General features: G+C 44.8%; 19 protein-coding genes and 1 pseudogene. 3 read left to right on the top strand and 17 right to left on the bottom strand.

What is annotated here, in order from left to right; translation table 11 throughout:
- The 4 genes from G3W54_RS16575 to G3W54_RS16560 form a co-directional block, all read right to left on the bottom strand.
- Window positions 1-831, bottom strand: coding sequence for an ABC transporter permease (locus G3W54_RS16575; RefSeq protein WP_162654473.1), 831 nt, complete (start codon window positions 829-831; stop codon window positions 1-3).
- Window positions 831-1,781, bottom strand: a complete 951-nt coding sequence (locus G3W54_RS16570) for an ABC transporter permease (protein ID WP_162654372.1) — start codon at window positions 1,779-1,781, stop codon at window positions 831-833. The genes G3W54_RS16575 and G3W54_RS16570 overlap by 1 nt, the downstream gene beginning before the upstream one ends.
- Window positions 1,782-1,849: 68 nt before the next feature.
- Complete coding sequence (locus G3W54_RS16565) at window positions 1,850-3,295, bottom strand: ABC transporter substrate-binding protein (protein ID WP_197742894.1); 1,446 nt, start codon at window positions 3,293-3,295, stop codon at window positions 1,850-1,852.
- 59 nt (window positions 3,296-3,354) lie between these two features.
- The gene (locus tag G3W54_RS16560) at window positions 3,355-4,668 is read right to left on the bottom strand and encodes an acetylornithine deacetylase/succinyl-diaminopimelate desuccinylase family protein (RefSeq protein WP_174244256.1); all 1,314 of its coding nucleotides are present in this window, start codon (window positions 4,666-4,668) and stop codon (window positions 3,355-3,357) included.
- Window positions 4,669-4,782: 114 nt separating this feature from the next.
- On the opposite strand from G3W54_RS16560, the gene G3W54_RS16555 reads away from it, so the two are divergent.
- Window positions 4,783-5,328 carry a PAS and helix-turn-helix domain-containing protein gene (locus G3W54_RS16555; RefSeq protein WP_162654370.1) on the top strand — a complete coding sequence of 182 codons (546 nt, stop codon included), beginning with the start codon at window positions 4,783-4,785 and terminating at the stop codon, window positions 5,326-5,328.
- 3 nt (window positions 5,329-5,331) lie between these two features.
- On the opposite strand, the gene G3W54_RS16550 is transcribed toward G3W54_RS16555, so the two are convergent.
- Genes G3W54_RS16550 through G3W54_RS16540 form a run of 3 tightly spaced genes read right to left on the bottom strand, consistent with a single transcriptional unit; the run spans window position 5,332 to window position 8,086 of the window.
- The gene (locus G3W54_RS16550) at window positions 5,332-6,198 is read right to left on the bottom strand and encodes an SDR family oxidoreductase (protein ID WP_162654369.1); all 867 of its coding nucleotides are present in this window, start codon (window positions 6,196-6,198) and stop codon (window positions 5,332-5,334) included.
- Complete coding sequence (gene queG / locus G3W54_RS16545) at window positions 6,195-7,373, bottom strand: tRNA epoxyqueuosine(34) reductase QueG (protein WP_256366967.1); 1,179 nt, start codon at window positions 7,371-7,373, stop codon at window positions 6,195-6,197. Before queG ends, G3W54_RS16550 begins: the two co-directional genes overlap by 4 nt.
- A gap of 20 nt (window positions 7,374-7,393) precedes the next feature.
- Complete coding sequence (locus G3W54_RS16540; protein WP_162654368.1) at window positions 7,394-8,086, bottom strand: glutathione S-transferase family protein; 693 nt, start codon at window positions 8,084-8,086, stop codon at window positions 7,394-7,396.
- Window positions 8,087-8,267: 181 nt separating this feature from the next.
- On the opposite strand from G3W54_RS16540, the gene G3W54_RS16535 reads away from it, so the two are divergent.
- Window positions 8,268-9,071 carry an undecaprenyl-diphosphate phosphatase gene (locus G3W54_RS16535; RefSeq protein ID WP_162654367.1) on the top strand — a complete coding sequence of 268 codons (804 nt, stop codon included), beginning with the start codon at window positions 8,268-8,270 and terminating at the stop codon, window positions 9,069-9,071.
- 4 nt (window positions 9,072-9,075) lie between these two features.
- On the opposite strand, the gene G3W54_RS16530 is transcribed toward G3W54_RS16535, so the two are convergent.
- The 10 genes and pseudogenes from G3W54_RS16530 to G3W54_RS16490 all read right to left on the bottom strand — a co-directional run bounded on the left by G3W54_RS16530 (window position 9,076) and on the right by G3W54_RS16490 (window position 20,171).
- Window positions 9,076-9,225, bottom strand: coding sequence for a hypothetical protein (locus G3W54_RS16530; protein ID WP_162654366.1), 150 nt, complete (start codon window positions 9,223-9,225; stop codon window positions 9,076-9,078).
- A 208-nt stretch (window positions 9,226-9,433) separates the two neighbouring features.
- Window positions 9,434-10,414: a complex I NDUFA9 subunit family protein gene (locus G3W54_RS16525; RefSeq protein WP_162654365.1), complete on the bottom strand. Its 981-nt coding sequence runs from the start codon at window positions 10,412-10,414 to the stop codon at window positions 9,434-9,436.
- A gap of 119 nt (window positions 10,415-10,533) precedes the next feature.
- Complete coding sequence (locus tag G3W54_RS19315) at window positions 10,534-10,878, bottom strand: DUF1330 domain-containing protein (RefSeq protein ID WP_244627974.1); 345 nt, start codon at window positions 10,876-10,878, stop codon at window positions 10,534-10,536.
- Window positions 10,876-11,568 (bottom strand): annotated as a pseudogene (pyrF, locus tag G3W54_RS16520) (orotidine-5'-phosphate decarboxylase); the annotation flags it as partial. The gene G3W54_RS19315 and the pseudogene pyrF, both read right to left, overlap by 3 nt.
- Window positions 11,569-11,686: 118 nt before the next feature.
- The gene (locus G3W54_RS16515) at window positions 11,687-12,253 is read right to left on the bottom strand and encodes an NAD(P)H-dependent oxidoreductase (protein WP_162654363.1); all 567 of its coding nucleotides are present in this window, start codon (window positions 12,251-12,253) and stop codon (window positions 11,687-11,689) included.
- A 29-nt stretch (window positions 12,254-12,282) separates the two neighbouring features.
- Window positions 12,283-12,876 carry a phospholipid N-methyltransferase PmtA gene (pmtA, locus tag G3W54_RS16510; RefSeq protein WP_162654362.1) on the bottom strand — a complete coding sequence of 198 codons (594 nt, stop codon included), beginning with the start codon at window positions 12,874-12,876 and terminating at the stop codon, window positions 12,283-12,285.
- A 146-nt stretch (window positions 12,877-13,022) separates the two neighbouring features.
- Window positions 13,023-14,168: a molecular chaperone DnaJ gene (dnaJ, locus tag G3W54_RS16505; RefSeq protein ID WP_162654361.1), complete on the bottom strand. Its 1,146-nt coding sequence runs from the start codon at window positions 14,166-14,168 to the stop codon at window positions 13,023-13,025.
- A 76-nt stretch (window positions 14,169-14,244) separates the two neighbouring features.
- The gene (gene dnaK, locus G3W54_RS16500; RefSeq protein WP_256366966.1) at window positions 14,245-16,233 is read right to left on the bottom strand and encodes a molecular chaperone DnaK; all 1,989 of its coding nucleotides are present in this window, start codon (window positions 16,231-16,233) and stop codon (window positions 14,245-14,247) included.
- 178 nt (window positions 16,234-16,411) lie between these two features.
- On the bottom strand, window positions 16,412-18,667 hold the full coding sequence (locus tag G3W54_RS16495) for a transglycosylase domain-containing protein (protein WP_162654359.1): 2,256 nt from the start codon (window positions 18,665-18,667) through the stop codon (window positions 16,412-16,414).
- Window positions 18,668-18,788: 121 nt separating this feature from the next.
- Entirely contained in the window at window positions 18,789-20,171 is a 1,383-nt protein-coding gene (locus tag G3W54_RS16490) for a M20/M25/M40 family metallo-hydrolase (protein WP_162654358.1), read from the bottom strand.
- A 407-nt stretch (window positions 20,172-20,578) separates the two neighbouring features.
- On the opposite strand from G3W54_RS16490, the gene polA reads away from it, so the two are divergent.
- Window positions 20,579-23,530 carry a DNA polymerase I gene (gene polA / locus G3W54_RS16485; RefSeq protein WP_162654357.1) on the top strand — a complete coding sequence of 984 codons (2,952 nt, stop codon included), beginning with the start codon at window positions 20,579-20,581 and terminating at the stop codon, window positions 23,528-23,530.
- Window positions 23,531-23,542 lie beyond the last annotated feature (12 nt).

Genomic DNA, 23,542 nt, shown 5'->3' with positions numbered 1-23,542 from the left:
TTATGTCCGATCTCTGCGCAGTTTAGGATCAAACAGATCACGTAATGCATCACCTAAAAGATTAAGTCCTAAAACCATCAGGACGATAGTAAGGCCAGGAACCAGCGCCAAATGTGGCTTAATTGAAATCAACGTTTGTGCATCGTTAAGCATTCGGCCCCAACTTGGCATTGGAGGTTGCGCACCCAGTCCAACATAAGCAAGACCAGCTTCTGCCAATATTCCAAGTGAAAACTGGATGGTTCCCTGAACAATCAGTAGGTTCGTGATATTTGGTAAGATATGTTCTGCGGAAATGCGTGTTTTAGATTTGCCGCAAATCTGAGCTGCAAGCACATATTCGCGCGACCAGAGGCTGCTGGCAGCTCCGCGAGATAAGCGGGCAAAAACAGGGATGTTAAATATGCCGATAGCGATGATGGCGTTTATGGCGCCTGGTCCAAAAACAGCAGTGATCATAATGGCTAGCAATAAAGACGGGAACGCAAAAACCAGATCATTGCCACGCATGATGATTTCATCGGTGATACTGCCTCTGTTTGCGGCTGCATAAAGACCAAGTGGCACGCCAAAAACAACGCCGATTCCGACAGCAACAAAGGCGACTGCAATAGATACCCGAGCGCCAACCATAATCATAGACAGCATGTCACGACCAAAATGATCTGTGCCAAGAAGATGAGTGAAAGAAGGCGTTTGTAGTTTGTTGCTGATAACGATCTGTGCCGGATCAAAGGGAGTCCAGATAAATGAAATAACGGCGAGCAAAATAAAGAGCGATGTTAGGATTACGCCGATGATCAGTCCCTTGGAGCTCGTTAAAATTGCCATCATGACTTGCTCTCCCGCAAGCGAGGGTCCACAAGCGCGTAGGCGATGTCGACGAGAAATGTGACAACAATAACTGCAAAAACCAGGAGGATAACCACGCTGCGGACGACTATGAGGTCGCGCTGTGTAATGCCTTGGAAAACTAATCTGCCAAGTCCGGGAAGATAAAAGACATTCTCTATGATAATGCCGCCAGCAAGAAGAAATGAAAACTGCAACCCGATGATCGTTAGAACTGGAATAAGCGCATTACGTAAGGCATGACGCCACATGGCTTGTTGTCTATTCAACCCTTTAGCGCGTGCCGTTCGGATGTAATCTTCATTGAGTGTATCCAGCAATGACGAACGCATCACACGAGCCAAAATGGATGCTTGCGGCAGGGCAAGAGCGATTGCGGGCAAAGTGAGTGCCTTCATGGCTGGTAAAAAACCAGCATCCCAACCCGGAAAACCACCAGCCGAAAACCAACGTAGATTGATTGAGAAAACTAGAACCAGCAGCATAGCAAACCAAAAATTAGGAACTGCAATACCCAGTTGCGTCATACCCATAACTGTAACATCGCCAGTCGAATTGCGGCGAGATGCGGCATACACACCTACAGGAACTGCGATCGCAGTCGATAGTAGCAGGGCATAAACTGTAAGTGGCAGTGAAACTGCAATACGATCTGCGATGAGTTCGCCGACAGGAACACGATAGGTATAAGAGGTGCCAAATTCACCCTGAAATAATCCCGTGATCCAAGTGAAATACCTGCTCGGTATCGATGCGTTTAAACCAAGTTGTTCTCGTAAAGCATCAATTGCTTCTGGTTCTGCATTTAATCCCAGCATGAAAGCAGCGGGATCACCAGGTATGATTTCAATCACAACAAAAATCACGATACTTGCGATGAAAAGGCTCGCAAGCAGTGAGGTCATTCTTTTGAGTGTGAAAAAGAGCATGATAAATATAAGTGAGAATAGTCACTGGCGGTGGGTTGGGTTATCACCGCCAGTGATGTCGCGATGAACTAGTCTTCCCAATAAACACCAGTCATATCATTGGCTTGGGTTGGAGAATTTTCCCAAAGACCTTTGATTTTGGCATTGGCAACACCTGATTTTGCAAGTTGGAAAAGATAACCGTTAACGGCATCATCTGAGATTTTCTTTTGCGCCGACGCAATCAGTTCAGAACGTTTGATCGGGTCCGCCTCGCCTGTGAGTTGATCAATAATCGCGATAAAATCTGGATCGCCATATTGGAAGTAGTAGTCAGGACGGGCATAAATACCAATGTCAAATGGCTCGGTATGGGAGACGATAGTGAGGTCAAAGTCTTTACCGCGGAAGGCTTGTTCTAACCATTGTGCCCATTCCAGATTAGCAATCTCGGTATTGATACCAACTTCTCGCAATTGTGCCGCGATGATTTCTCCGCCACGTCTTGCATATGATGGTGGAGGAAGTTTAAGCGAGAGTGTCAGGTCTTTAACTCCCGCTTCTTCTAAAAGCGCCATCGCTTTTTTCGGATCATAGGCAGATTGTGCAGTTAGATCGACATAATCAGGATTATGTGGCGCAAAATGTGTGCCAATAGGTGTGCCATAGCCAAACATGGCCCCATCGATAATTGCCTGACGGTTAATAGCATGGCTAATTGCTTGGCGTACCTTTACATTATCCAACGGTGCCTTCTTGTTGTTCATGGCAAGAATGGTCTCACCTTCAGTTGAGCCAATAATCACATTAAAACGTGGATCGGCACCAAGTTGGGGCAAGTTTTCAGGCGCTGGAAAGTTTGGAAATGCATCGACATCCTCGGCCATCATTGCAGCAAATGCAGCTGTTGGGTCAGAAATAAACTTGAAAGTTACATTGTCGAGTTTAACGCCTTCACCCCAATAGTTTGGGTTTTTGCCAAGTTTGACATTGTCGCCCTTTGCCCAGTTTTCAAAAATGAAAGGACCTGTTCCCACCGGATTAGTTGCGTTTGTATCCGCAGTTTCAGGTGCAACGATAACAGCATCACCCCAAGCCGTATTAAATAGGAACGAACCATTGGCCTTTGATAGTGTTACTTTGACAGTTGTCGGATCAACAACTTCGATATCTGCGATATCAGCAAAAAGCGCCTTCTGAGCATTTGTTGAATCTTCAGCACGTGCACGATCGAGAGAAAACTTCACATCTTCCGCGTTCATGTCGCTACCATCATGGAATTTTACACCATCATGCAGCTTAAATGTGTAAACCAATCCATCGTCTGAGATTTCCCATGATTTTGCAAGCGCAGGATTAACTGATCCATCCGGGCCAAAGCGCGTAAGACCTTCAAAAATGTTCGCATAAACAACTTCATCAATCGCTGCTGCTGCGCCACCTGTTGGGTCCAAGTTTGGCGGTTCAAGAACCATACCAACTCGAATATCCATCTTGGCGGCCATTGCTATGGAAGATACCATCAATACAGACATAGCTGTGGCAGCCGTGAAGCTGAGTGCTTTTTGAGATAATGAACTAAATTGTACCATTGCTAATTGCCTCTGTTATTATTGTCTTGTTTTAGAAGTGTGACCAAGCTGTTGGCCATTATTTTACTTGAATCGAGCATGTCTTGTACGCTGATATATTCATCCGGTTGATGCGCAAGATCCAATATTCCCGGGCCATAGGCTATACAGTCTTTTAATTTACCGATACGGTCAATATGTTTTTGGTCGTATGTTCCGGGGGAAACGACAAATGTCGGTTCACATTTAAGAACTGAACCTATTGCACTTTGGACGGCTTTAACTACGGGCGCTTCTTTGTCTGCCAATGTCGGCTGAATAGTCCATAATTCCGTAATGTCATATTCAAAATGCTCGCGTTCGTTTTTAACTCGTTCGAGAAGTTCAGTGATTTCTTCCCGAACTTCTTCTTCGGTTTCTTCAAAAAGATATCTGCGATCTATCACCATGCGCGCAGAATCTGGAACGCATGCTGACGGAAAACCTGTGAAACCTTCCTCTGGTTCCTCTTGCCCACCATGAAGAGAATTGATGTTTATCGTTGAGTGTTTAGCACCCTCCGGTATGACGGGCATTGCCGTTGTTCGTTCATAAAGTGTTGGTATCAGCTCATGTTCCATTTTTTCCAAAACAGCGCCCATGTGCCGGACTGCACAATCACCCAGAAATGGCATCGAACCGTGCGCAATCTTGCCTTTGGTTTCTATTTCCGCCCACCAGACACCGCGATGCCCCAAACAGATACAATCTTTGTTTAAGGGCTCAGGAATGATCACATGCTGTACGCGAGAAGGAGAAAAATAGCCTTTTTCAGCTAAATACGCGACCCCACCATAGCCGCCGGTTTCTTCGTCCGCTGTACCGGATATTTCAATGGCACCGCTAAATCTTGGAAAAGTCTCAATAAAGGCTTCAACCGCTATGATTGAAGAGGCCAAACCGCCCTTCATATCGCATGTGCCGCGCCCATAGATGAGATCACCATCAAGTTCCGCACCAAAGGGGTCTTTCGTCCATCCATTTCCAACTTCCACGACATCAGTGTGGGAGTTAAAATGTACGCAATCGCCACCATATGCGCCCTCTTTGCGAGCAAGAATATTCCATCTGGGATATTTATCACTATCACCAGGCGTCTCAAAAGCCCTGATTAGTTGAACGTCAAAACCGCTTTTCTCAAGGCGATGTTTTAAATATTCGCAAACTTCCAAGTAGCAATCACCGGGAGGGTTAAGTGTCGGTATTCGAACAAGATCTTGCGTGAGCGCAATCAAGTCATCACGCTTTGCCTCAATTGCATGATTTAATAGGGGCTGAATGTCATTCTGTTTGTTCATCGACCACTTGTACTTTGCAATAATCGTTTGAGTATTAAGATTTATATCTAAGCTTATTGTAGCTACGGGGACAATACCGTAGAAATACCATTGGCATCTATTTGGAGTAATGTCATGGCTGATATCAATTTTGACCAAATTGCATATGAAAGTGCGCCCATTGGGATTGTTTTGACCCAACATCGAATTGTTAAAAGTTGCAATCTGATGTTTGCAGAGATGCTTGGCTATCAAAAAGATGAAGTATTGGAGCAATCCTTTCGAATGTTTTATCAAACTCGGAAAGAGTTCGACAATGTGCGCGATATCGGGATAAAGCCGCTGAAGGAAAAAGGCGTATACACCGATGAGCGTTTGGTGAAGCGAAAAGATGGTGATCAGATTTGGTGTCGATTTCGCGCGCAAACCCTAACGCGAGAAGCTCCACTTGCAAAGACCATTATGAGTTACGCGGTGATTTCGCAAACAACCCATAGTTTTACACCACGTGAACGAGAGGTAATTCTGTATTTAAGTAAGGGTCTAACCAGCAAGGAAATCGCAATTGAGCTTTCTATGTCACCACGATCCATCGAAGATATTCGGTTGCGGCTGCATAAAAAGATGAGCGTGAAAAACGCCACCGAACTTTTGGCGAAACTAGCCCATATTCCAGCCTAACATCTACGTGTGATATCTGCCGTGTAAATAGGCAAGTGCAGAACGATAATTGGGCTGCAAAAACTCAAACCCTAGATCTTTAATCTTTTGATTGGAAACACGTTTATTTTCTCCATAAAATGAGCGAGCCATGGGCGTAAGGTCTGCTGTCTGGAAATCAATTTCTGGTGGTGGTTCAACTCCAAGCAGTTCGGCGGCATAGGCAACAACGTCCTGCGGAGGGGCGGGTTCATCATCAGTAATATTAAATATGCCGCTTATATTCTGTGTCATCAGCAATTTCGCAGCACGTGCAATATCATCGACAAAAATTCGATTGAAGACTTGCCCTTCTTTAACAAGGCGGCGTGCTTTACCTTTTTCGAAGTTTACGAATGTATTCCGGCCCGGGCCGTAGATACCGGAAAGACGTAAAATCGCCAAAGGAAGATCATTCGCGTTGCATAGGCTCGTCCATGCATTTTCCGCGTCAAGTCTTGCAATGGACCGTTTTGAAACTGGTTTGCAAACAGTTTCTTCGTTAACCCATTCACCATCATGATTGCCATAAACGCCCACCGTTGAAAGATACCCTACCCATTTTAGGTTCGGCATTAGTGTAAGCAACTTATGACTAATCAGCGGTAACAATGGATCTCCTCCTTTGTCTGGTGAGATCGATTGAATAATGTGGGTAACGTCTTTTAATTCTTGAGAAAGCACATCTGAAAATGCCTCACCGGTGAATTGAAAAGGTGAGATCCCATCATCACGAAGTTGAGAAAAGTTTTTGTCCTGCCGTGTCGTGCCGCCAATGAACTGAAAATTATCTTGAATATGTTTTCCAATCGTGCGGCCAGAAAACCCTGCGCCAAAAATCATAAGTCTCATTTACTATCTTTCAATACTTGGCTAATTGCTTGGTTTATATCTCGGTCAAGAGCTATGTTCCATTCATCAAGAACACTCGCATCTTTTTCATTAGTGTTTTGCGAGTAGAGTTGCCGCAATTCTGATTTTTTTATTAGTTTTGCAAGCGCCCAAATTGCCGCGCCGCGAACAGTCTCATTCTTATCATTCAGTAATCTGACACAGGCTTCTTTATATTTTGGGTTTTTGCTATTGCCAGCCGCGATTAACACATTTCGAACAAAGCGATCACGACCTATGCGTTTGATGGGTGAGCCGGAAAAGAACGTGCGGAATGCAGCGTCATCAAACTTGAGAAGGTCTTCGAGTTCAGGTGAAATCAAATCGCTGCGAGCTTTTAGCTTGTTTTCATTTGCTTCGATCGCGTATTTGTTCCATGGGCAGGCAGCAAGGCAGTCATCGCAACCATAAATTCGATTGCCGATTTTCTCTCGAAATTCGTGCTCAATTGGACCTTTGTGTTCTATCGTTAAATAGGAAATGCAGCGTCGTGCATCGATTTTATATGGCGCTGGAAAAGCATTGGTAGGACAGGCCAAAATACATGCAGAGCAAGTTCCGCAGTGATTATTCTCTGCCTCATCAGGCTCAAGCTCTGCTTCTGTAAAAATTGAACCAAGGAAGAACCATGAACCTTGTTTTCGACTAACAAGGTTTGTGTGTTTGCCTTGCCAGCCTAAGCCCGCTTTCTGAGCAAGTGGTTTTTCCATAACGGGAGCTGTATCGACGAAGACTTTCACATCCTTGTCCGATCGCGCAGCTAATCTTCCAGCGATCTCTTTAAGTCGCCCTTTAATAAGGTCATGATAATCGCGATGTCGTGCATAAACTGAAATATTGGCTACATCAGGATTTTCCAAATTACCAAGCGGGTCGGTGTCCGGCGAATAGGACATGGATAACATGATGATTGAGTTCACATTGGGCCATAGAGTTTTGACATCACTACGCCGATCAATTGTTTCCTTCAACCAATCCATTGTTCCATGATATTGGTTGGAAACAAACTTTAGCAGATTGTCTTTGAGTAGTGGAACTTGATCAGCGCTGGTAATCCGCATATCGGAAAAGCCCAAACGCTCAGCATCCGATATTAGAAATTCTTTTAGCTTCTGGTTAGATAAAAGATCTGCCAATTCAACCCGTAAAACCCCAACTAGAAATCAAGATCTGCATAATGCGATACTGGCGGTATTTTTACAATGCGTTCGGCCAGAAGAGGACGAAAACAGGGGCGTGATTTAATTCGTTGATACCATTCCTTGGCTTGCGGAAACTCAGACCAATGGACCTCACCAAGGTAATCGAGTGTTGATATTGCCGATGCTGCGGCTAAGTCTGCATAGCTTAGGCGGTCACTGGCAAGCCAGTTTCGAGTGCCAGCTAGCCAGTTCAAGTATTTTAGATGAAGGTTAATATTGCTGCGCGCAACTCGAAGCTTCTTCGAATCGGGTGCAGATGAACCATTTACCGATGGTGCAAAAAGCTTATAAACGCGTTCTTTAAGAAGAGGCGTTGTGACTTCATTCTCCAGCTTGATCAAAAACCATTCCATCAACCTTCTAGTTTCCGCCCGCTCAAATGGGTCTTCTGCTAACAATCTCTTGTCACGAAACAGAATGCCATGTGTTTCATCTAAATATTCCGCCATTACGTGGGCGCCACTTAATGCTCGCATAGTATCGTCAAGATAAACTGGAAGCGTCCCTGCAGGGTTCATGGCAAGAAAGTCTTTGCGTATTTCCCAAGGATACTCTTCGGCGAGGTCGGTTTTGAGATTATATTCGCCCAAACAAAGACGGATGAAGCGGGACGCTGGCGACAAAGTGTAATGATACAATACAGGCATGAATTAAGCAGATCCCGTTGGCATGATATTGAGTGAATAGATTAGTTTTATTTCAACTTCTTAAATTTATCACTGACATTAATAACTGCAAGAGTTATATGGCTTAAATGGCTAAATGATGATCAAAAGAATTTGATTCCAATAAGTAGAAAATCTTTAGAATGTAGGTGGAACGAGTGCAATGGCTGATCAAACAATAGTGGGTGCAATTCTTTTAGGTCTTCTAGAAGGTTTAACGGAGTTTATTCCCGTGTCTTCAACAGGTCATATTCTTCTCGCCGGGCATTTTATAGGTTTTGATTCACCGGGCAATACGTTTGAGATACTTATTCAACTTGGTGCGATCTTAGCTATACTAAGTATCTATTTCACCCGTCTGTGGCAAGTCTTCATCGATTTACCAAAAAGTACAAAAGCAAGACGGTTTGTTGCAGCTATTATACTTGCTTTTCTGCCCGCTGCATTTGTTGGGGTGCTTGCGCATGATTTCATTAAAACGGTCCTTTTCGAAGCTCCAATGCTTATTTGTATTGTACTGATTATTGGTGGTGTAATCTTGCTGGTTATCGACCGTCTACCATTAAAACCGCGATATTTTGATGCGATGGAATACCCACCTTCATTGGCTCTAAAAATTGGAATGTGCCAAGTTCTTGCTATGGTGCCAGGAACATCACGTTCTGGTGCAACAATCGCGGGTGCTCTATTGATGGGAACAGATAAGCGATCAGCTGCAGAATTTTCATTCTTTTTGGCAATGCCAACCATGGTTGGAGCTTTTGCTTACGATCTTTATAAAAATATAGATCAACTGTCATATGATGATCTATCGATCATAGGTGTAGGATTTATTACCGCATTTATCGCGGGTGCATTTGTGGTAAGGGGGCTGCTGGATTTTGTTTCAAAGCACGGGTTCATGCCATTTGCAATTTGGCGAATATTCATTGGAACTGCTGGCCTGATAGGTCTTTGGTTGACCTAATGATTTAGTGTAGGGAAGTTTTGCTGCATCCTTCAATACCATAAGCAAGGTCGCATCCTTCATCTCCAATCATATTGCTGCGTGGCGCAAATGCAGAAGCAGATATAATAATTGTTACAGCAAGAATGAATGCAGGAACGACGGCTTTAATCATAAAACAGCTCTCTGTTGTTGTTGGCCTGAGGACACAAGCCCTCGCAGTCTGAACAGGGTTTTAATCGTGTTTTCAGGGTTGAGAAATATGAACGCTATGTCGCTGACACAGCAAAAAATAGCAACCCCAAAACATCTGATTTGGTTAAAATCCATGTTGGAAAACAAGTTTTCCAACATTTCTGTTGCGTAGATGATGTATCATGAATTTATGATGATGAATTCATCTTCGTATATTGGCCTGCGGGGCGATAATGTACCAAATAGGTTGGGAGAATGGCTTCAAGTGCTGTCGGCGCAATACCCATTGATTGAAGATCAAGATCAGCGTTCTCGGCATCTGTTGATACCACATTATCTTGCTTAAGAAGTTCGACTTGATCTGGTGTAAGTGGCGGATCGATAAATGGTATAAGTGAGGTTATGCTGCCAATCAGGGAGGCGATTGCCCAAGGTAGCGAGACCATCATGCGTTTACGGGAAATAACTTTAAGCATAAGCTGTAGGCATTCTTTAAAACTCATGACCTCTGGTCCGCCGAGTTCATACGTTTTGCCAGCCTGAAGTTCGCCATTTACACCTTTGACAACAGCCGCCGCAACATCCGCAACATAAACCGGTTGGAATTTCGTATGGCCACCACCTATCAGCGGCAGAGCTGGTGCAAACCGAGACATGTCAGCAAATTTATTGAAAAACCCATCTTCTGGACCAAAAATAATAGATGGTCGCAAAATAACAGCATCTTTCACAATATTTAAGACTGCTTCTTCGGCTCGACCTTTTGTTCTGGCATAATCAGAGTTGGAATTTTTATCAGCACCAATTGCTGAAATATGGACCAATTTTGCATTGTTGGCTTTTGCCGCTTCTGCAATAGCCCGTGCGCCAAATTCCTGAACCGCATCAAATGTATTACGCCCACTTTCAAAAAGGATGCCGACACAATTTATGACATAATCAGAGCCTTGGACCGCGCGATCTATAGAATCGCGATAGCGCAAGTTTGCCTGTACCGCTGTGATCTGGCTAACATTTCCCAATGGCTGTAAGTGGCCAGCAAGGTCGGGCCGACGACAAGCAACACGAATATTGTAACCTTCTTTTGCCAAAAGACGAACGATATGGCGTCCAAGAAAACCTGAACCACCAAAAACTGTGACGAGTTTAGGTTGATTGCTGACTTCCATTGATTTGCTCCTGCCGTGAACGGTTGGTATTTCACAAGTTTCTAGATCATTTTTGTAAAATTTGCGATAAGCTTACTATAGTGCGCACAAGTTTATGCCCTGTTACCAGCAAGACATAATTACTGCAAACCTTCTACCAAAATAATTTCACTATCTGCAACTGCTAGTTTGATCGCGGTCGCCTTTTGATATTGCTCCGAATTATAGCATGCTTGCGCCACTTCTAATGATTCAAACTCTATAATGATGTTTCGTTTGCGACCTTGGCCTTCGACAGCAATTGAATTGCCGCCTCTTACGATAAATTTTGCACCATATTTTTCGAAAGCAGGCTTTGCCGTGTTGATGTAGTCTTGATAATGCTCTTCACTACCATCTTGCGCATCGATCCGCGCGATCCAATAGCCTTTCGGTTTCGGAGCTGCAGCAGGCGTTGTTATCGTTTGAGCTTCGATATTCGTCATATCCATGATGATATTAAGCGCTGCGGCACGCCTATCACTAGCTGCCACAATCGGACGGCCGACAACGAGGTGACTTGCGCCAGCTTCGATAGCTTGAGAAGGTGTCATAACCCGTTTTTGGTCGCCCAAATCAGCACCAGCAGGCCGGATGCCTGGTGTTACAATGGCCATGTCTTCGCCGACAATCTGACGAACAATTGCTGCTTCTTGCGCAGAGCAAACAACGCCGCCCATGCCAGCGTCAGCTGCTTGTTTTGCACGAGCTTTAACCAGTTCGGTAGGGTCAGAATGTAAGTACCCTGCTTCAAGTAGATCCTTACCATCCATAGACGTTAAAACTGTCACCCCAAGCAGAGTAAGCTCAGAACCTTTTGCGGCCTCGACAGCTGCTCGCATTGCCTTTGGGTAAGCATGTATAGTGAGCATGGAAACACCCATTTTGGCAATACTCTCAACGCCCTTTGCGACAGTATTGTCGATATCCAGCAATTTCATATCAAGAAAGATTTTTTTGCCGTCTTTGATCAAGTCAGATGCAAATGATAGCCCACCAGCAAATCCAAGTTGGTGACCAATTTTGTAATATATTGCACTATCACCGAGTTCGGTGACGATAGTTTCAGCCTCTTTAACGCTTGGTACATCTAGGGCGACGATCAGTTGATTTTTGACATCGTGATTGGTAGCCATAATCTATTCCCGCACTTATGATTTTCTGATCTTGTGACAGAACCGCATAAAAACTGCAAGGTGACTAAACGTAACAGACGAAAGTATCTGATAAGTATTGGGGTTTCAGATAAGTTTATTAAGCGCTAGCTCTGAAAAGTGACCGACACGTATTTGACAAAGATTTGGCTGTTCGCTCGCTTGAGATTGAGCCATCTTCACCAAATGCGATTCCCGCTTTTGGTACTAATACTTGCTCCGAGATAACGAGACTTCCGATAGAAACCATGATTGACCGTAGGTGGTTCAACCCGCGCACTCCGCCAAGATTGCCGGGAGAAGCTGCACCCAGTGCCAGGGTTGCTTCTTTCCATGGCGCAAAAGCTCTGCCATCAATTTCACGGATTACACTCACCCAATCGATCATGTTTTTAAGCAGAGGTGAGACTGACGCATTATATTCAGGGCTTGCGATGAATACGCCATCGTGTAAATCAATTAAACTGGCTATTTTGGACGCATTTTTCGGAATGCCATCGTTACTTTTCAAGTCCTCATCATATAGTGGGAGCGGGTAATCAAGAAGAGATATTCGCGTAACGTCAGCACCAAGTAATGCAAACTCCTTTGCCGCTGCTGCCGCAAGTTTTACATTATGGGAGCCAGATCTGTTCGATCCGGGAATAACAAGAATTTTTTTCATCATGATGTTAAGAGCCTAACTATCGCGCTAATTTATCGGCGAGTATAAGCCCAAACACGTGCAGGCGGCACATTGCGGAATACCCAACTTATCGATTTTACTTTGAAATTTTGACCGTCTGTCGGGACCGGTGCTGTCGCACTATAGGAAAACAAAATTATTGGCCGACCGTTAGGCAATCGATCAAGCAGATCTTCAATAAGCGAAATACGGTTCACCATCGGAAAATTCAACAATGGCATAGATGTAATAATCGTATTAAAAATTTGATCTTTTTTATCATTCAAAACGTCATCGAGACGAAATGCATCACCATTCAAAATATTGACGTTTGGAAATGCTTTGACTAGGCGTTTTGCAAAAATATCCGAATATTCAACACAATAAAGGCCTTCTGGTTTAACGCCTTCGCTTAGGATAGCTTTCGTTATGACGCCTGTCCCTGGCCCTAGTTCAAGGACTGGCAGATCTGATGTTAAATCAATTTGCCGAGCCATACATCGTGCAGTTGTACGTGATGTGGGAACGATAGATCCAACTGTATCCGGCGAGGAAATCATACCTTTCAAAAATACGATTTCATCATCGAATTTTTTGACTATTTTATTTGCGATATCAAGACGCATGTCGCCCTCAGAAACCTTGTTACCAACTTTTCGACGAACATATACAAGCTAACAGTGCAAGTCTAAGGCCGTTTGAGAATTCTTAACTAATGGTTAATTTCGGCGAAAAGAAGTTACTTTGTCAAGAAAAGCGAAAAACAATTCTATTAATCACTTAATGTATCAAAGAAACCCTTCATCTTAGAGAAAAAACCCGATGTTTCTGGGCTATTTTCTTTAGATGAAATTTCTTGGAATTCTTCCAATAGCTCTTTTTGACGCTTACTCAAATTTTGTGGTGTTTCAACCGCAACACGAATGTATAGATCACCCATTTGGCTAGAGCGCATCACCGGCATACCTTTGCCGCGCATTCGAAGCTCTTTGCCTGATTGTGTACCTTCAGGGATCGTGATGCGGGACTTAGTGCCATCAAGTGTGGTGACTTCAAACTTACCGCCAAGGGCAGCTTTCGCCATAGAAATCGGTACGGCACAATATAGATCAGCAGCTTCGCGCTGGAAAAATTCATGCGGCTTAACAGATAAGAATATATATAAGTCGCCCGTTGGACCACCGCGTTGTCCTGCTTCGCCTTCTCCGGCAACGCGAATACGTGTACCATCTTCGATACCTGCAGGAATATTAACCGATAGTGATTTTTCTTCGGAGACACGGCCCTGACCAGAACATTTGGTGCAAGGATCAGAAATCATCTGACCATTACCGTGACATGTCGGACAAGTGCGCTCTACAGAGAAGAAACCTTGCGCTGCGCGTACGCGACCAATGCCACCACATGTAGAGCAAGTGGTTGGACTGCTGCCTGGTTTTGCACCGGAGCCTGAGCATGTTGTGCATGAAACAGAAGTCGGCACACGGATTTGAGCAGTTTTACCCTCATAAGCCTCTTCAAGAGAAATTTCCATATTGTAACGAAGATCAGCACCGCGTTCGCGACCACCACTTGATCGTCGTGTGCGAGCGCCACCACCACCCATCATATCTCCAAAGATATCTTCGAAAATATCATGGAACCCGCCAGCGCCGCCGCCGAAGCCGCCACCACCAGCACCTGGGCCGCCTTGTTCAAAAGCGGCATGACCATACTGATCGTAAGCGGAACGTGTTTGAGGGTTTTTCAACGTCTCATAGGCTTCATTAATTTCTTTGAATTTTTTCTCAGCTTCCGGATTGTCTGGGTTTTTATCCGGATGGTGTTTCATGGCAAGTTTACGGAAAGCGCTTTTCAGCTCTTTCTCGTCCGCGCTCTTTGAAACGCCGAGCAATTCGTAGAAGTCAGCTTTTGCCATTTGAGAAATATCCGTTAGTGTGCAATTGGCGATCCCAGTTTAAATCTGGTGATCGCCAATTGTTTATAAGTTGGATTTAAGCAGATTTTTGATCGCTATCAGCGTCATCAACTTCTTCAAAGTCAGCATCAACAACATTGTCGTCAGCTGCTGCATCTGCCGCGGCATCCGCATCAGCGGCAGCTTGCTCTTCAGCTTGCTGAGCCTCATACATTGCCTGACCAAGTTTCATGGAAGCTTCCATGAGAACTTGTGTTTTCTCGCTGATAACATCACCATCTGGTTCTTCAGCTGCAACAGCTTCTTCCAAGCCTTCGATCGCTGCAGAAATTGCATTGCGATCATCTTCAGAAACTTTATCGCCATATTCTTCAAGCGACTTTTTAGATGAATCGATCAAGCTTTCCGCATTGTTTTTAGCTTCAACTGTCTCGCGACGCTTTTTATCCGCTTCCGCATTGTTTTCAGCTTCTTTGATCATATCATCGATATCATCATCAGACAGGCCGCCAGACGCTTGAATGCGAATTTGGTGTTCTTTGCCTGTGCCTTTATCTTTCGCCGATACATTCACAATACCATTGGCATCGATATCAAATGTAACTTCGATTTGTGGAACGCCACGCGGTGCCGGAGGAATACCTACAAGATCAAACTGGCCAAGATTTTTGTTATCCGCAGCCATTTCACGCTCACCTTGAGCCACACGAATAGTCACAGCATTTTGGTTATCTTCAGCAGTTGAGAAGACCTGGCTTTTCTTCGTTGGAATTGTTGTGTTGCGATCAATCAGACGAGTGAACACACCGCCCAATGTTTCAATACCAAGTGAAAGAGGGGTCACATCTAAAAGAAGAACGTCTTTAACATCACCTTGTAAAACACCGCCCTGAATAGCTGCACCCATGGCAACAACTTCATCCGGGTTCACACCTTTGTGCGGCTCTTTACCAAAGAATTCTTTAACAACTTCCTGGATTTTAGGCATACGTGTCATGCCGCCCACAAGAACAACTTCGTCGATCTCACCAGCAGAAATGCCAGCATCTTTAAGAGCTGCTTTACATGGACCAACTGTGCGCTGAACGAAATCATCAACGAGATTTTCAAGCTTTGCACGAGTAAGTTTCATTGTTAAGTGTTTTGGACCTGAAGCATCAGCTGTGATGAACGGAAGGTTGATTTCAGTTTGTGTCGTTGAAGACAATTCGATTTTTGCTTTTTCAGCAGCTTCTTTCAAGCGTTGAAGAGCAAGCTTATCGCTTTTAAGGTCTACACCCTGATCTTTCTTAAATTCAGTCGCAAGATATTCAACCAAACGCATGTCAAAATCTTCACCACCCAAGAATGTATCACCATTGGTTGATTTAACTTCGAAAACACCGTCGCCGATTTCTAGGATGGATACATCGAATGTACCACCGCCAAGATCGTAGACTGCAATTGTTTTGCCTTCTTTTTTATCAAGGCCGTATGCAAGAGCCGCAGCGGTTGGCTCGTTGATGATCCGTAGAACTTCAAGGCCAGCAATCTTGCCTGCATCTTTAGTTGCTTGACGCTGTGCATCATTAAAGTAAGCAGGAACAGTGATAACTGCCTGCTGGACAGTCTCGCCGAGGTAAGCTTCAGCAGTTTCTTTCATTTTTTGAAGAATCATCGCAGAAACTTGTGATGGTGAATAATCCTTACCGGACGCTTTAACCCATGCATCGCCATTTTCGCCTTTGACGATTTCATATGGGACAAGGTCTTTATCTTTTTTGACCATTTTGTCCGTAAAACGACGACCGATCAAACGCTTTACAGCAAATAGTGTATCGGTTGGGTTCGTCACTGCCTGACGTTTCGCGGGTTGACCAACAAGACGCTCACCATCATCAGAAAATGCAACCATTGAAGGCGTTGTACGTGCACCTTCTGCATTTTCGATAACTTTAGCTTCTCCGCCATCCATTACTGCGACACAGGAGTTTGTAGTTCCCAAGTCAATTCCTATTACTTTTGCCATTCTCTTCTTTCTCCTAAAAGCGAGTTGTTGGAACCGAAATTCAGCATTCCAAAACAACCCCTATGGGTACTGACATATTAAGGTGTTCCGCCAAAGCGGTCCATTTACCAAAGGATGTGGTATTTGGCTAGCAAAAACACCCCTTTGCTATCTGAGGCCTATATAAGAAGGGTTTGATCAGACTGCAAGCCATTGAGTTGCAACTTTTAGAGAAGAATCGCAAATTTTCTAAAAATTATTGCCCCAAAATGACATCAAGTATGGATTTTGGCCTATCAGGTCTGGATTTTTGAGACTTTCGACCGACATCCCCGGGTGGCGTTAACCCGGCAGATTGTGATCTGGTTTGCGGTTTGATTTGCGCTTGGCGCCGCGGCTTTGATGCTTGGCCGCGCTGTGCTGGTATAGGGATAGAGCTGGTTGATTCGATAGAAATATTTGGAATGGGTTTTAGATCGCGCGTAAGATCAAGTGGCTCATTATCAGTTCCGTTTATATTTGAAATCTCACCCAATGGTGCGGTGACCGTCACGCGTGGTAGTGAGGCAACGGGTACACCATAATGCGCATTTGTCATAACTTTTTGCCAGATTTGTGCTGGCAATCCACCGCCTGTTACTTTTTGAGTCGGCTTACCATTGTCATTACCAAGCCAAACACCCATGGTTAGGTTTGCTGTGTAACCGACAAAGAGCGCATCTCGGAAAGACTGACTTGTCCCAGTTTTGCCTGCCACCTGCCAATTATCGATTTGTGCTTTGCGCCCAGTCCCTGACCGAACGACCTCCGTCAGCATGTAGTTCATATCTTGAACAACACCAGTTGAAAGAACGCGAGGTGGGTTTTGAAATGAGCTTTCATATAGAACGCGCCCACTAGTCGTCATGACACGAGATATAATATGCGGTGTGGCCTTGTAGCCGCCATTCATAAATGGTGCATACGCGGATGTTAGTTCAAGCAGTGTGACCTCAGATGTTCCCAAGGAAATGGACGCGTTGGGTGTAAGTTTTGATTCGATACCCAAACGACGTGCAGTTTTGGCAACATTTTTTGGCCCAACCTCCATGACAAGTTGAGCAGCGATTGTATTAAGTGACTTGGATAATCCTACAGTGAGTGTTACAGGACCGCGATATTTTTGATCGTAATTTTTGGGTGTCCACTTATTGATGCGCACCGGCGCATCATTACGAACAGATTGAGGTGTGCGACCTTGTTCGAGCGCTGCCGCGTAGACAAAAGGCTTAAATGCTGAACCAGGTTGACGCTTTGCGCCACTTGCTCTGTCATATTGGCTTGTTTCATAGCTGCGACCGCCAATCAGAATGCGAATTGCACCGTTTGCATCCAGAGCAACAATCGCGCCTTCTTTCACTGAATATTTCTTGCCGTTTTGATCAAGCGTATCGCGTAAGATGACTTCGGCATCTTTTTGTAGATTTAGGTCAAGCGTAGTCTCAACAATGAGATCCTCCTTCACCTCGCCAATAACTTTCTTAAGATCGCTCATGACACGGTCAGCAGCAAAATTTTCAGAACCAGACCAATAGCTTTTTGCCCGTATTTGAGGCTGAGTGAGTGCGACGGTTGCTTGATTGTCGTCAATGAAACCAGAACGGCTCATGGAGCCAAGCACAACCTGCGCTCTTGCTTCAGCAGCATCCGGATTACGAGCAGGTGAAAGTCGCGAGGGAGCTTTTAAAAGACCCGCCAGTAGCGCTGCTTCCGATAATGTGACATCGCTTGCGGGTTTATGGAAGTAGCGGCGAGAGGCTGCTTGTACACCATATGCACCAGAACCAAAGTAAACTCGATTAAGATACATTTCCAAGATCTGATCTTTTGTGAAATTATGTTCGAGCCAGACAGAAAGTAAAACTTCTTGTACTTTTCGTTCCAATGTCCGTTCAGGTGAAAGAAATAGGTTCTTTGCAAGCTGCTGTGTGAGTGTAGAGCCGCCCTGTACGGTTCGGCCTGCCATAACATTTGAAAACATTGCACGAGCCAGGCCGATTGGGTCGATGCCGAAATGGGAGTAAAATCTACGATCTTCAATCGCAATGACAGCTTGCGGAATAAATGGAGACATATCGCTCAAAAGCAATGCTTCCCCGCCTGTCGCACCGCGATTTGCAATAATTTGACTGTTAAGCGCTACAATTTTCACATTTGGTGGACGTTTTGGAACTTCCCAACTGTCAGCAGCTGGCATTTGCGCACCGTAAAATGCAAAAAGACCACCGACGGCGAGAGCGCCCCAAATACCCAAAACAAAACACCAGTATACCGATGATTTGACAAAGCGAACAAGTAAACTGCGAGACTTGTTTTTTCTACGTGCAGACCCAGAACGCGACTTTGCGCCACCAGATTTGGAAGAGTTACGCCTTCTAGCACCAGATTTTGCTGTGGTTTTGTTGGGTTTCCTAGCCGTAGCTTTCTTTCTAAAACTCGGTTCTACCCTCTTTTTTGTTGTTTTTCGTGCCATTTATGCGCCAGAATCGATTCTTTAAAATACTTATTTAGGCACAATCTATATGTTGCAATTTAAGGGGAGGTTAAGCTCACTATTAACCATACTCCTCGCTGTATGTCTCAATTCTCTTTCTTTAGGCTAAAGCGTTTAGGATACGGATCCATGAACGAATACCTTTATGGAATGAATTTAGCTCGTATTTTTCATTGGGAGAGTGGAGCTGATCGTCAGCAAGCCCAAAGCCAACAAGTACGGATTCCATACCAAGAAATGTTTGAAAATCGCCGACGATGGGAATGGAGCCGCCCATGCCAACAAGAACGGTTGGTTTTGGCCATTCATCCGAAAGGGCAGTTTTGGTTTTTTCTATGATCGGAGAATCAAATGGTAATGCGATACCGCCAGATGCGCCGTGATCTTTAAAACTTACTGTGCAGTCTTCGGGCAAACGTTCTTCTACAAATCTACGGAAGGACACACGTATTTTCTCTGCATCTTGCTTGCCAACGAGACGGAATGAGATTTTCGCGCTGGCCTGTGCTGGAATAACGGTTTTGAAGCCATCATCGGTATAGCCGCCAGTAATCCCGTTAATTTCGGCAGTTGGGCGTGCCCATGTAAGTTCATGGGCGGAGCGACCTTTCTCGCCAAAGCATTTGGACAAACCAACATCACCCAAAAATTCTTCATCACTTTGGTCTAGACTTCTCCACGCTTGTTTAATCTGTTCAGGTGTTTCTTCAACACCATGATAAAACCCATCAATGGTTATTTTACCATCCCTATCGTGTAGATCGGCAACAATACGGGCTAAGATCGTAATCGGGTTAGCGGCTGCACCACCATAAAGACCTGAATGCAGATCGCGAGATGCCGCATGAATTGTCACTTCTTCGCCCAACAATCCGCGCAAGCTTGTGGGGATCGCCGGTGTTTCATGGTTCCACATAGATGTATCACACACGAGAGCAAAGTCGGCTTTTAACTCATCCTTATTGGCTTCAAGAAAAGGTTGAAGAGATGGGGAGCCAGATTCTTCTTCGCCTTCAAATAAAATTGTGATCTTGCAAGGAAGTTCTCCGTGGGTTTCTTTATAGGCTCGGCAAGCTTCCACAAACGTCATGAGTTGCCCCTTATCATCGCTAGAACCGCGCCCTGCGATTACTTTGCGGCCATTTCGTTCCAAGATTTGTGGTGTAAATGGATCATAGTCCCATAACTCTATAGGATCGACTGGCTGTACATCATAGTGTCCATAAAAAAGAACATGCGGTGCATTTGGGTTTTCACAGGCATGATGGCCAACAACCATTGGGTGACCGATTGTGTCTCTTACATCCGCACTAAAACCAAGTTTATTAAGATAATCAGCTAAAAAAGTAGCTGTTCTATAACAATCATCTTTATATGCCGGATCTGTCGAGATCGACGGAATAGCCAGTAGTTCGAACAAGCGTTCAAGGCTTGTATCCAGGTTTGCATCTGCTTTTTCTAAAACGGGTGTAATTGAAGGCATTAAGTTTATCCTGTTAAACGAATTGGAGCTATCGACTAATTCTTAGTTTGATGTAATCACATTTGGATAAAAAGAAAAGCCACCATAACCGGAGGGGGATGGTCATGGTGGCATTTTATTTGGAGCCTACCCTATGAGGGGGGGGAGGGTGAGGCTCTTGACTGGCTGGATCAGCAGGGGAAGCTTTTTTCCAGACAGCGGCTTGTAACGCCTATGTGAGTTATTTGGGGTTAGGAAAGCGGCGAAACAATGGCCAATATATTAATTATTTGTAACATTTATGTGATTGTACGCACAGGCGTGTTTCAACCTCTGATTCGACAGGTGTTTTAGTGTAACCCATAAGTCTAAGTTGAAAAGAAAAATCTGGCATGGACGTTGGCGGTTTTAGGCGTTAAATCAGAAGCATGAAAAAAGGTGATCATCTCTTCCTCGTCGACGGCTCTGGCTATATTTTCAGAGCTTATCACGCCCTGCCGTCTCTAACGCGCAAATCTGACGGTTTGCCTGTAGGAGCGGTATCAGGCTTTTGTAACATGCTGTGGAAGCTCGTTTCTTCCGCCCGAGATGAAAATGATGGTGTTACACCCACTCATTTTGCAGTGATTTTTGATCATTCATCAAAGACATTTCGCAATGAGCTTTATCCTGAATACAAAGCCAATCGTGATGCGCCACCAGAAGATTTGCGCCCACAATTTGGGCTAATCCGTCAGGCTACAAAGGCGTTTAACCTGCCTTGCATAGATAAAGAGGGCTTTGAAGCTGATGATATTATTGCAACCTATGCCCGCCATGTTCGAGAAGCAGGCGCAGATTGCACGATTATTTCGTCAGATAAAGATTTAATGCAGCTTGTTGGTGATCAGGTGTCGATGCTTGATACGATGAAAAACAAACATATTCAGGTGCCGGAAGTTATCGAAAAATGGGGTGTCCCGCCTGAGCAAATGATAGATTTGCAAGCATTGGCCGGCGATTCGGTTGATAACGTTCCGGGTGTTCCAGGTATTGGACCCAAAACTGCGGCCCAGCTGCTTGAACAATTTGGCAATTTGGATACCCTACTTGAACGTGCTGGTGAGATTAAGCAGAATAAACGTCGTGAAAACCTTATTGAATTTGCTGACAATGCTCGTATCTCGCGCGAGCTTGTTCGTCTTCGTGATGATGTTGAACTTGACGTTGATTTAGATGGGTTATTTTTGGAGCAACCCAATGGGCCGATGCTTATCAGCTATTTAAAAGCTATGGAGATGACAACGCTTACCAAGCGTGTTGCGGCCGACACGGGTTCCGATGCGGATACTATCGAACCAGCTGAATTGGTGATCGAATGGGAGAACGCCCGTGGACCTGATCTTGATCCTGAAGATAGCGATGCGGAAGATGGCCCAAATGATGGTTCAAGCGCTGCAAAATATACGCCGCGTAAACTCGTAAATGCCCGTGCAGAACGTGTCGCACAATCCAACATTGATCATAGCACTTATGAGACAATTCGTGATATTGAAACCCTTGATAGATGGTGTGCTGATATCAGAGCAAAAGGTACATTTGCATTCGACACAGAAACAACGTCGCTTGATGCGATGCAGGCGGAGTTGGTGGGCTTCTCAATTGCCTATTTCGAGGGAAAAGATAGTGACCTCAAGGTTAAAGCTGCTTATGTGCCACTTACGCATAAGACGGGTGTAGATGATCTGCTTGGAGGCGGACTGGATGAGAACCAGATCAACTTTGATCAGGCGCTCGCGCGGCTTAAAAATGTCCTGGAAGATGCATCTCTGCTTAAAATCGCTCAAAATCTTAAATATGATATGCTGGTTTTAAAGCAGCTTGATATCGATGTGGTGTCATTTGATGACACGATGCTTTTGTCCTACGTACTCGATGCAGGTGTAGGTCACGGAAGTTCCGGTGGTCACGGCATGGATGTGCTTGCTGATCGTTGGCTTGGTCACAAACCTATTCCCTATAAGGAAGTTGCGGGTTCAGGAAAATCAGCAATTACGTTTGATCTGGTCGAGATCGAAAAAGCCACAGCCTATGCCGCAGAAGATGCCGACATAACATTACGTCTTTGGTATGCGCTCAAACCTCGCCTCGTAGCGGATGGATTGGTATCAGTCTATGAGCGTCTAGAGCGCTCTCTGGTTAAAGTGCTTGTCGATATGGAATCGCGGGGAATTTCAGTAGATCGTCAGATTCTATCACGGTTATCTGGCGAGTTGGCGCAAGGTGCTGCGGGGCTTGAAGCTGAAATTTACGAACTTGCCGGTGAGAATTTTAACATTGGCTCGCCCAAGCAATTGGGTGAAATCCTCTTTGGGAAAATGGGTGTGCCAGGTGGTGCAAAAACCAAAACGGGTCAATGGTCAACATCTGCACAAGTGTTGGAAGATTTAGCCGCTGAAGGTCATGAACTGCCGCGCAAAATTGTTGATTGGCGCCAGCTTACAAAGCTAAAATCAACATATACTGACGCGTTGCCAAATCATATTCACCCTGTGACAAAGCGTGTGCACACGTCCTATGCAATGGCATCAACATCAACCGGGCGGCTTTCATCAAACGATCCAAATTTGCAAAATATTCCAGTTCGGACCGCTGAAGGTCGCAAAATTAGAACCGCTTTCGTACCTGAAAAAGGTAATACGCTTATCTCCGCTGACTATAGTCAGATTGAGCTGCGTGTTTTGGCGCATGTCGCGGATCTTACGACGTTAAAGCAAGCCTTTGCGGATGGTTTGGACATTCATGCTATGACTGCCTCCGAAATGTTCGGTGTGCCTATCAAAGATATGCCAAGCGAAGTTCGCCGCAGAGCAAAGGCAATTAATTTTGGTATCATCTACGGGATTTCAGCCTTTGGCCTCGCCAATCAACTCGGCATTCCGCGCGGCGAAGCCAGCGACTATATTAAAATGTATTTCGAACGTTTCCCTGGCATCAAAGATTATATGGAAAACACCAAAACCTTGGCGAAAGAACAAGGTTTTGTCGAGACAATATTTGGTCGAAGAATCAATTTCCCGGATGTAAAATCATCCAATCATCAAGTTCGTGCATTTAATGAACGTGCTGCAATCAACGCACCGATCCAAGGGTCAGCGGCAGACATTATCCGCCGTGCAATGGTCAAGATGGATCAATCTTTGGCTGATGCTGGTTTGCAGGCAAAAATGCTTCTGCAGGTTCATGATGAATTGATTTTTGAAACCGTTGAAGCCGAAACTGAGCCGACTATCGATTTGGTCAAATCAGTGATGGAAACAGCTTCAATGCCAGCGCTATCGATGTCTGTTCCATTGAAAGTAGATGCTCGCGCTGCGGAAAATTGGGACGAAGCGCATTAACTTTGCTAATAA

Source organism: Lentilitoribacter sp. Alg239-R112 (assembly GCF_900537175.1).
Lineage (GTDB): Bacteria > Pseudomonadota > Alphaproteobacteria > Rhizobiales > Rhizobiaceae > Lentilitoribacter.
This window is presented reverse-complemented; position numbering and strand designations above follow the sequence as displayed.

Coding starts and splice junctions, on each gene's coding strand:
- G3W54_RS16575 (WP_162654473.1), bottom strand. CDS start 831: ATGGCAATTTTAACGAGCTCCAAGGGACTGATCATCGGCGTAATCCTA.
- G3W54_RS16570 (WP_162654372.1), bottom strand. CDS start 1,781: ATGCTCTTTTTCACACTCAAAAGAATGACCTCACTGCTTGCGAGCCTT.
- G3W54_RS16565 (WP_197742894.1), bottom strand. CDS start 3,295: ATGTCTGTATTGATGGTATCTTCCATAGCAATGGCCGCCAAGATGGAT.
- G3W54_RS16560 (WP_174244256.1), bottom strand. CDS start 4,668: ATGAACAAACAGAATGACATTCAGCCCCTATTAAATCATGCAATTGAG.
- G3W54_RS16555 (WP_162654370.1), top strand. CDS start 4,783: ATGGCTGATATCAATTTTGACCAAATTGCATATGAAAGTGCGCCCATT.
- G3W54_RS16550 (WP_162654369.1), bottom strand. CDS start 6,198: ATGAGACTTATGATTTTTGGCGCAGGGTTTTCTGGCCGCACGATTGGA.
- G3W54_RS16540 (WP_162654368.1), bottom strand. CDS start 8,086: ATGCCTGTATTGTATCATTACACTTTGTCGCCAGCGTCCCGCTTCATC.
- G3W54_RS16535 (WP_162654367.1), top strand. CDS start 8,268: ATGGCTGATCAAACAATAGTGGGTGCAATTCTTTTAGGTCTTCTAGAA.
- G3W54_RS16530 (WP_162654366.1), bottom strand. CDS start 9,225: ATGATTAAAGCCGTCGTTCCTGCATTCATTCTTGCTGTAACAATTATT.
- G3W54_RS16525 (WP_162654365.1), bottom strand. CDS start 10,414: ATGGAAGTCAGCAATCAACCTAAACTCGTCACAGTTTTTGGTGGTTCA.
- G3W54_RS19315 (WP_244627974.1), bottom strand. CDS start 10,878: ATGACGAATATCGAAGCTCAAACGATAACAACGCCTGCTGCAGCTCCG.
- G3W54_RS16515 (WP_162654363.1), bottom strand. CDS start 12,253: ATGATGAAAAAAATTCTTGTTATTCCCGGATCGAACAGATCTGGCTCC.
- pmtA (WP_162654362.1), bottom strand. CDS start 12,876: ATGCGTCTTGATATCGCAAATAAAATAGTCAAAAAATTCGATGATGAA.
- dnaJ (WP_162654361.1), bottom strand. CDS start 14,168: ATGGCAAAAGCTGACTTCTACGAATTGCTCGGCGTTTCAAAGAGCGCG.
- G3W54_RS16495 (WP_162654359.1), bottom strand. CDS start 18,667: ATGGCACGAAAAACAACAAAAAAGAGGGTAGAACCGAGTTTTAGAAAG.
- G3W54_RS16490 (WP_162654358.1), bottom strand. CDS start 20,171: ATGCCTTCAATTACACCCGTTTTAGAAAAAGCAGATGCAAACCTGGAT.
- polA (WP_162654357.1), top strand. CDS start 20,579: ATGAAAAAAGGTGATCATCTCTTCCTCGTCGACGGCTCTGGCTATATT.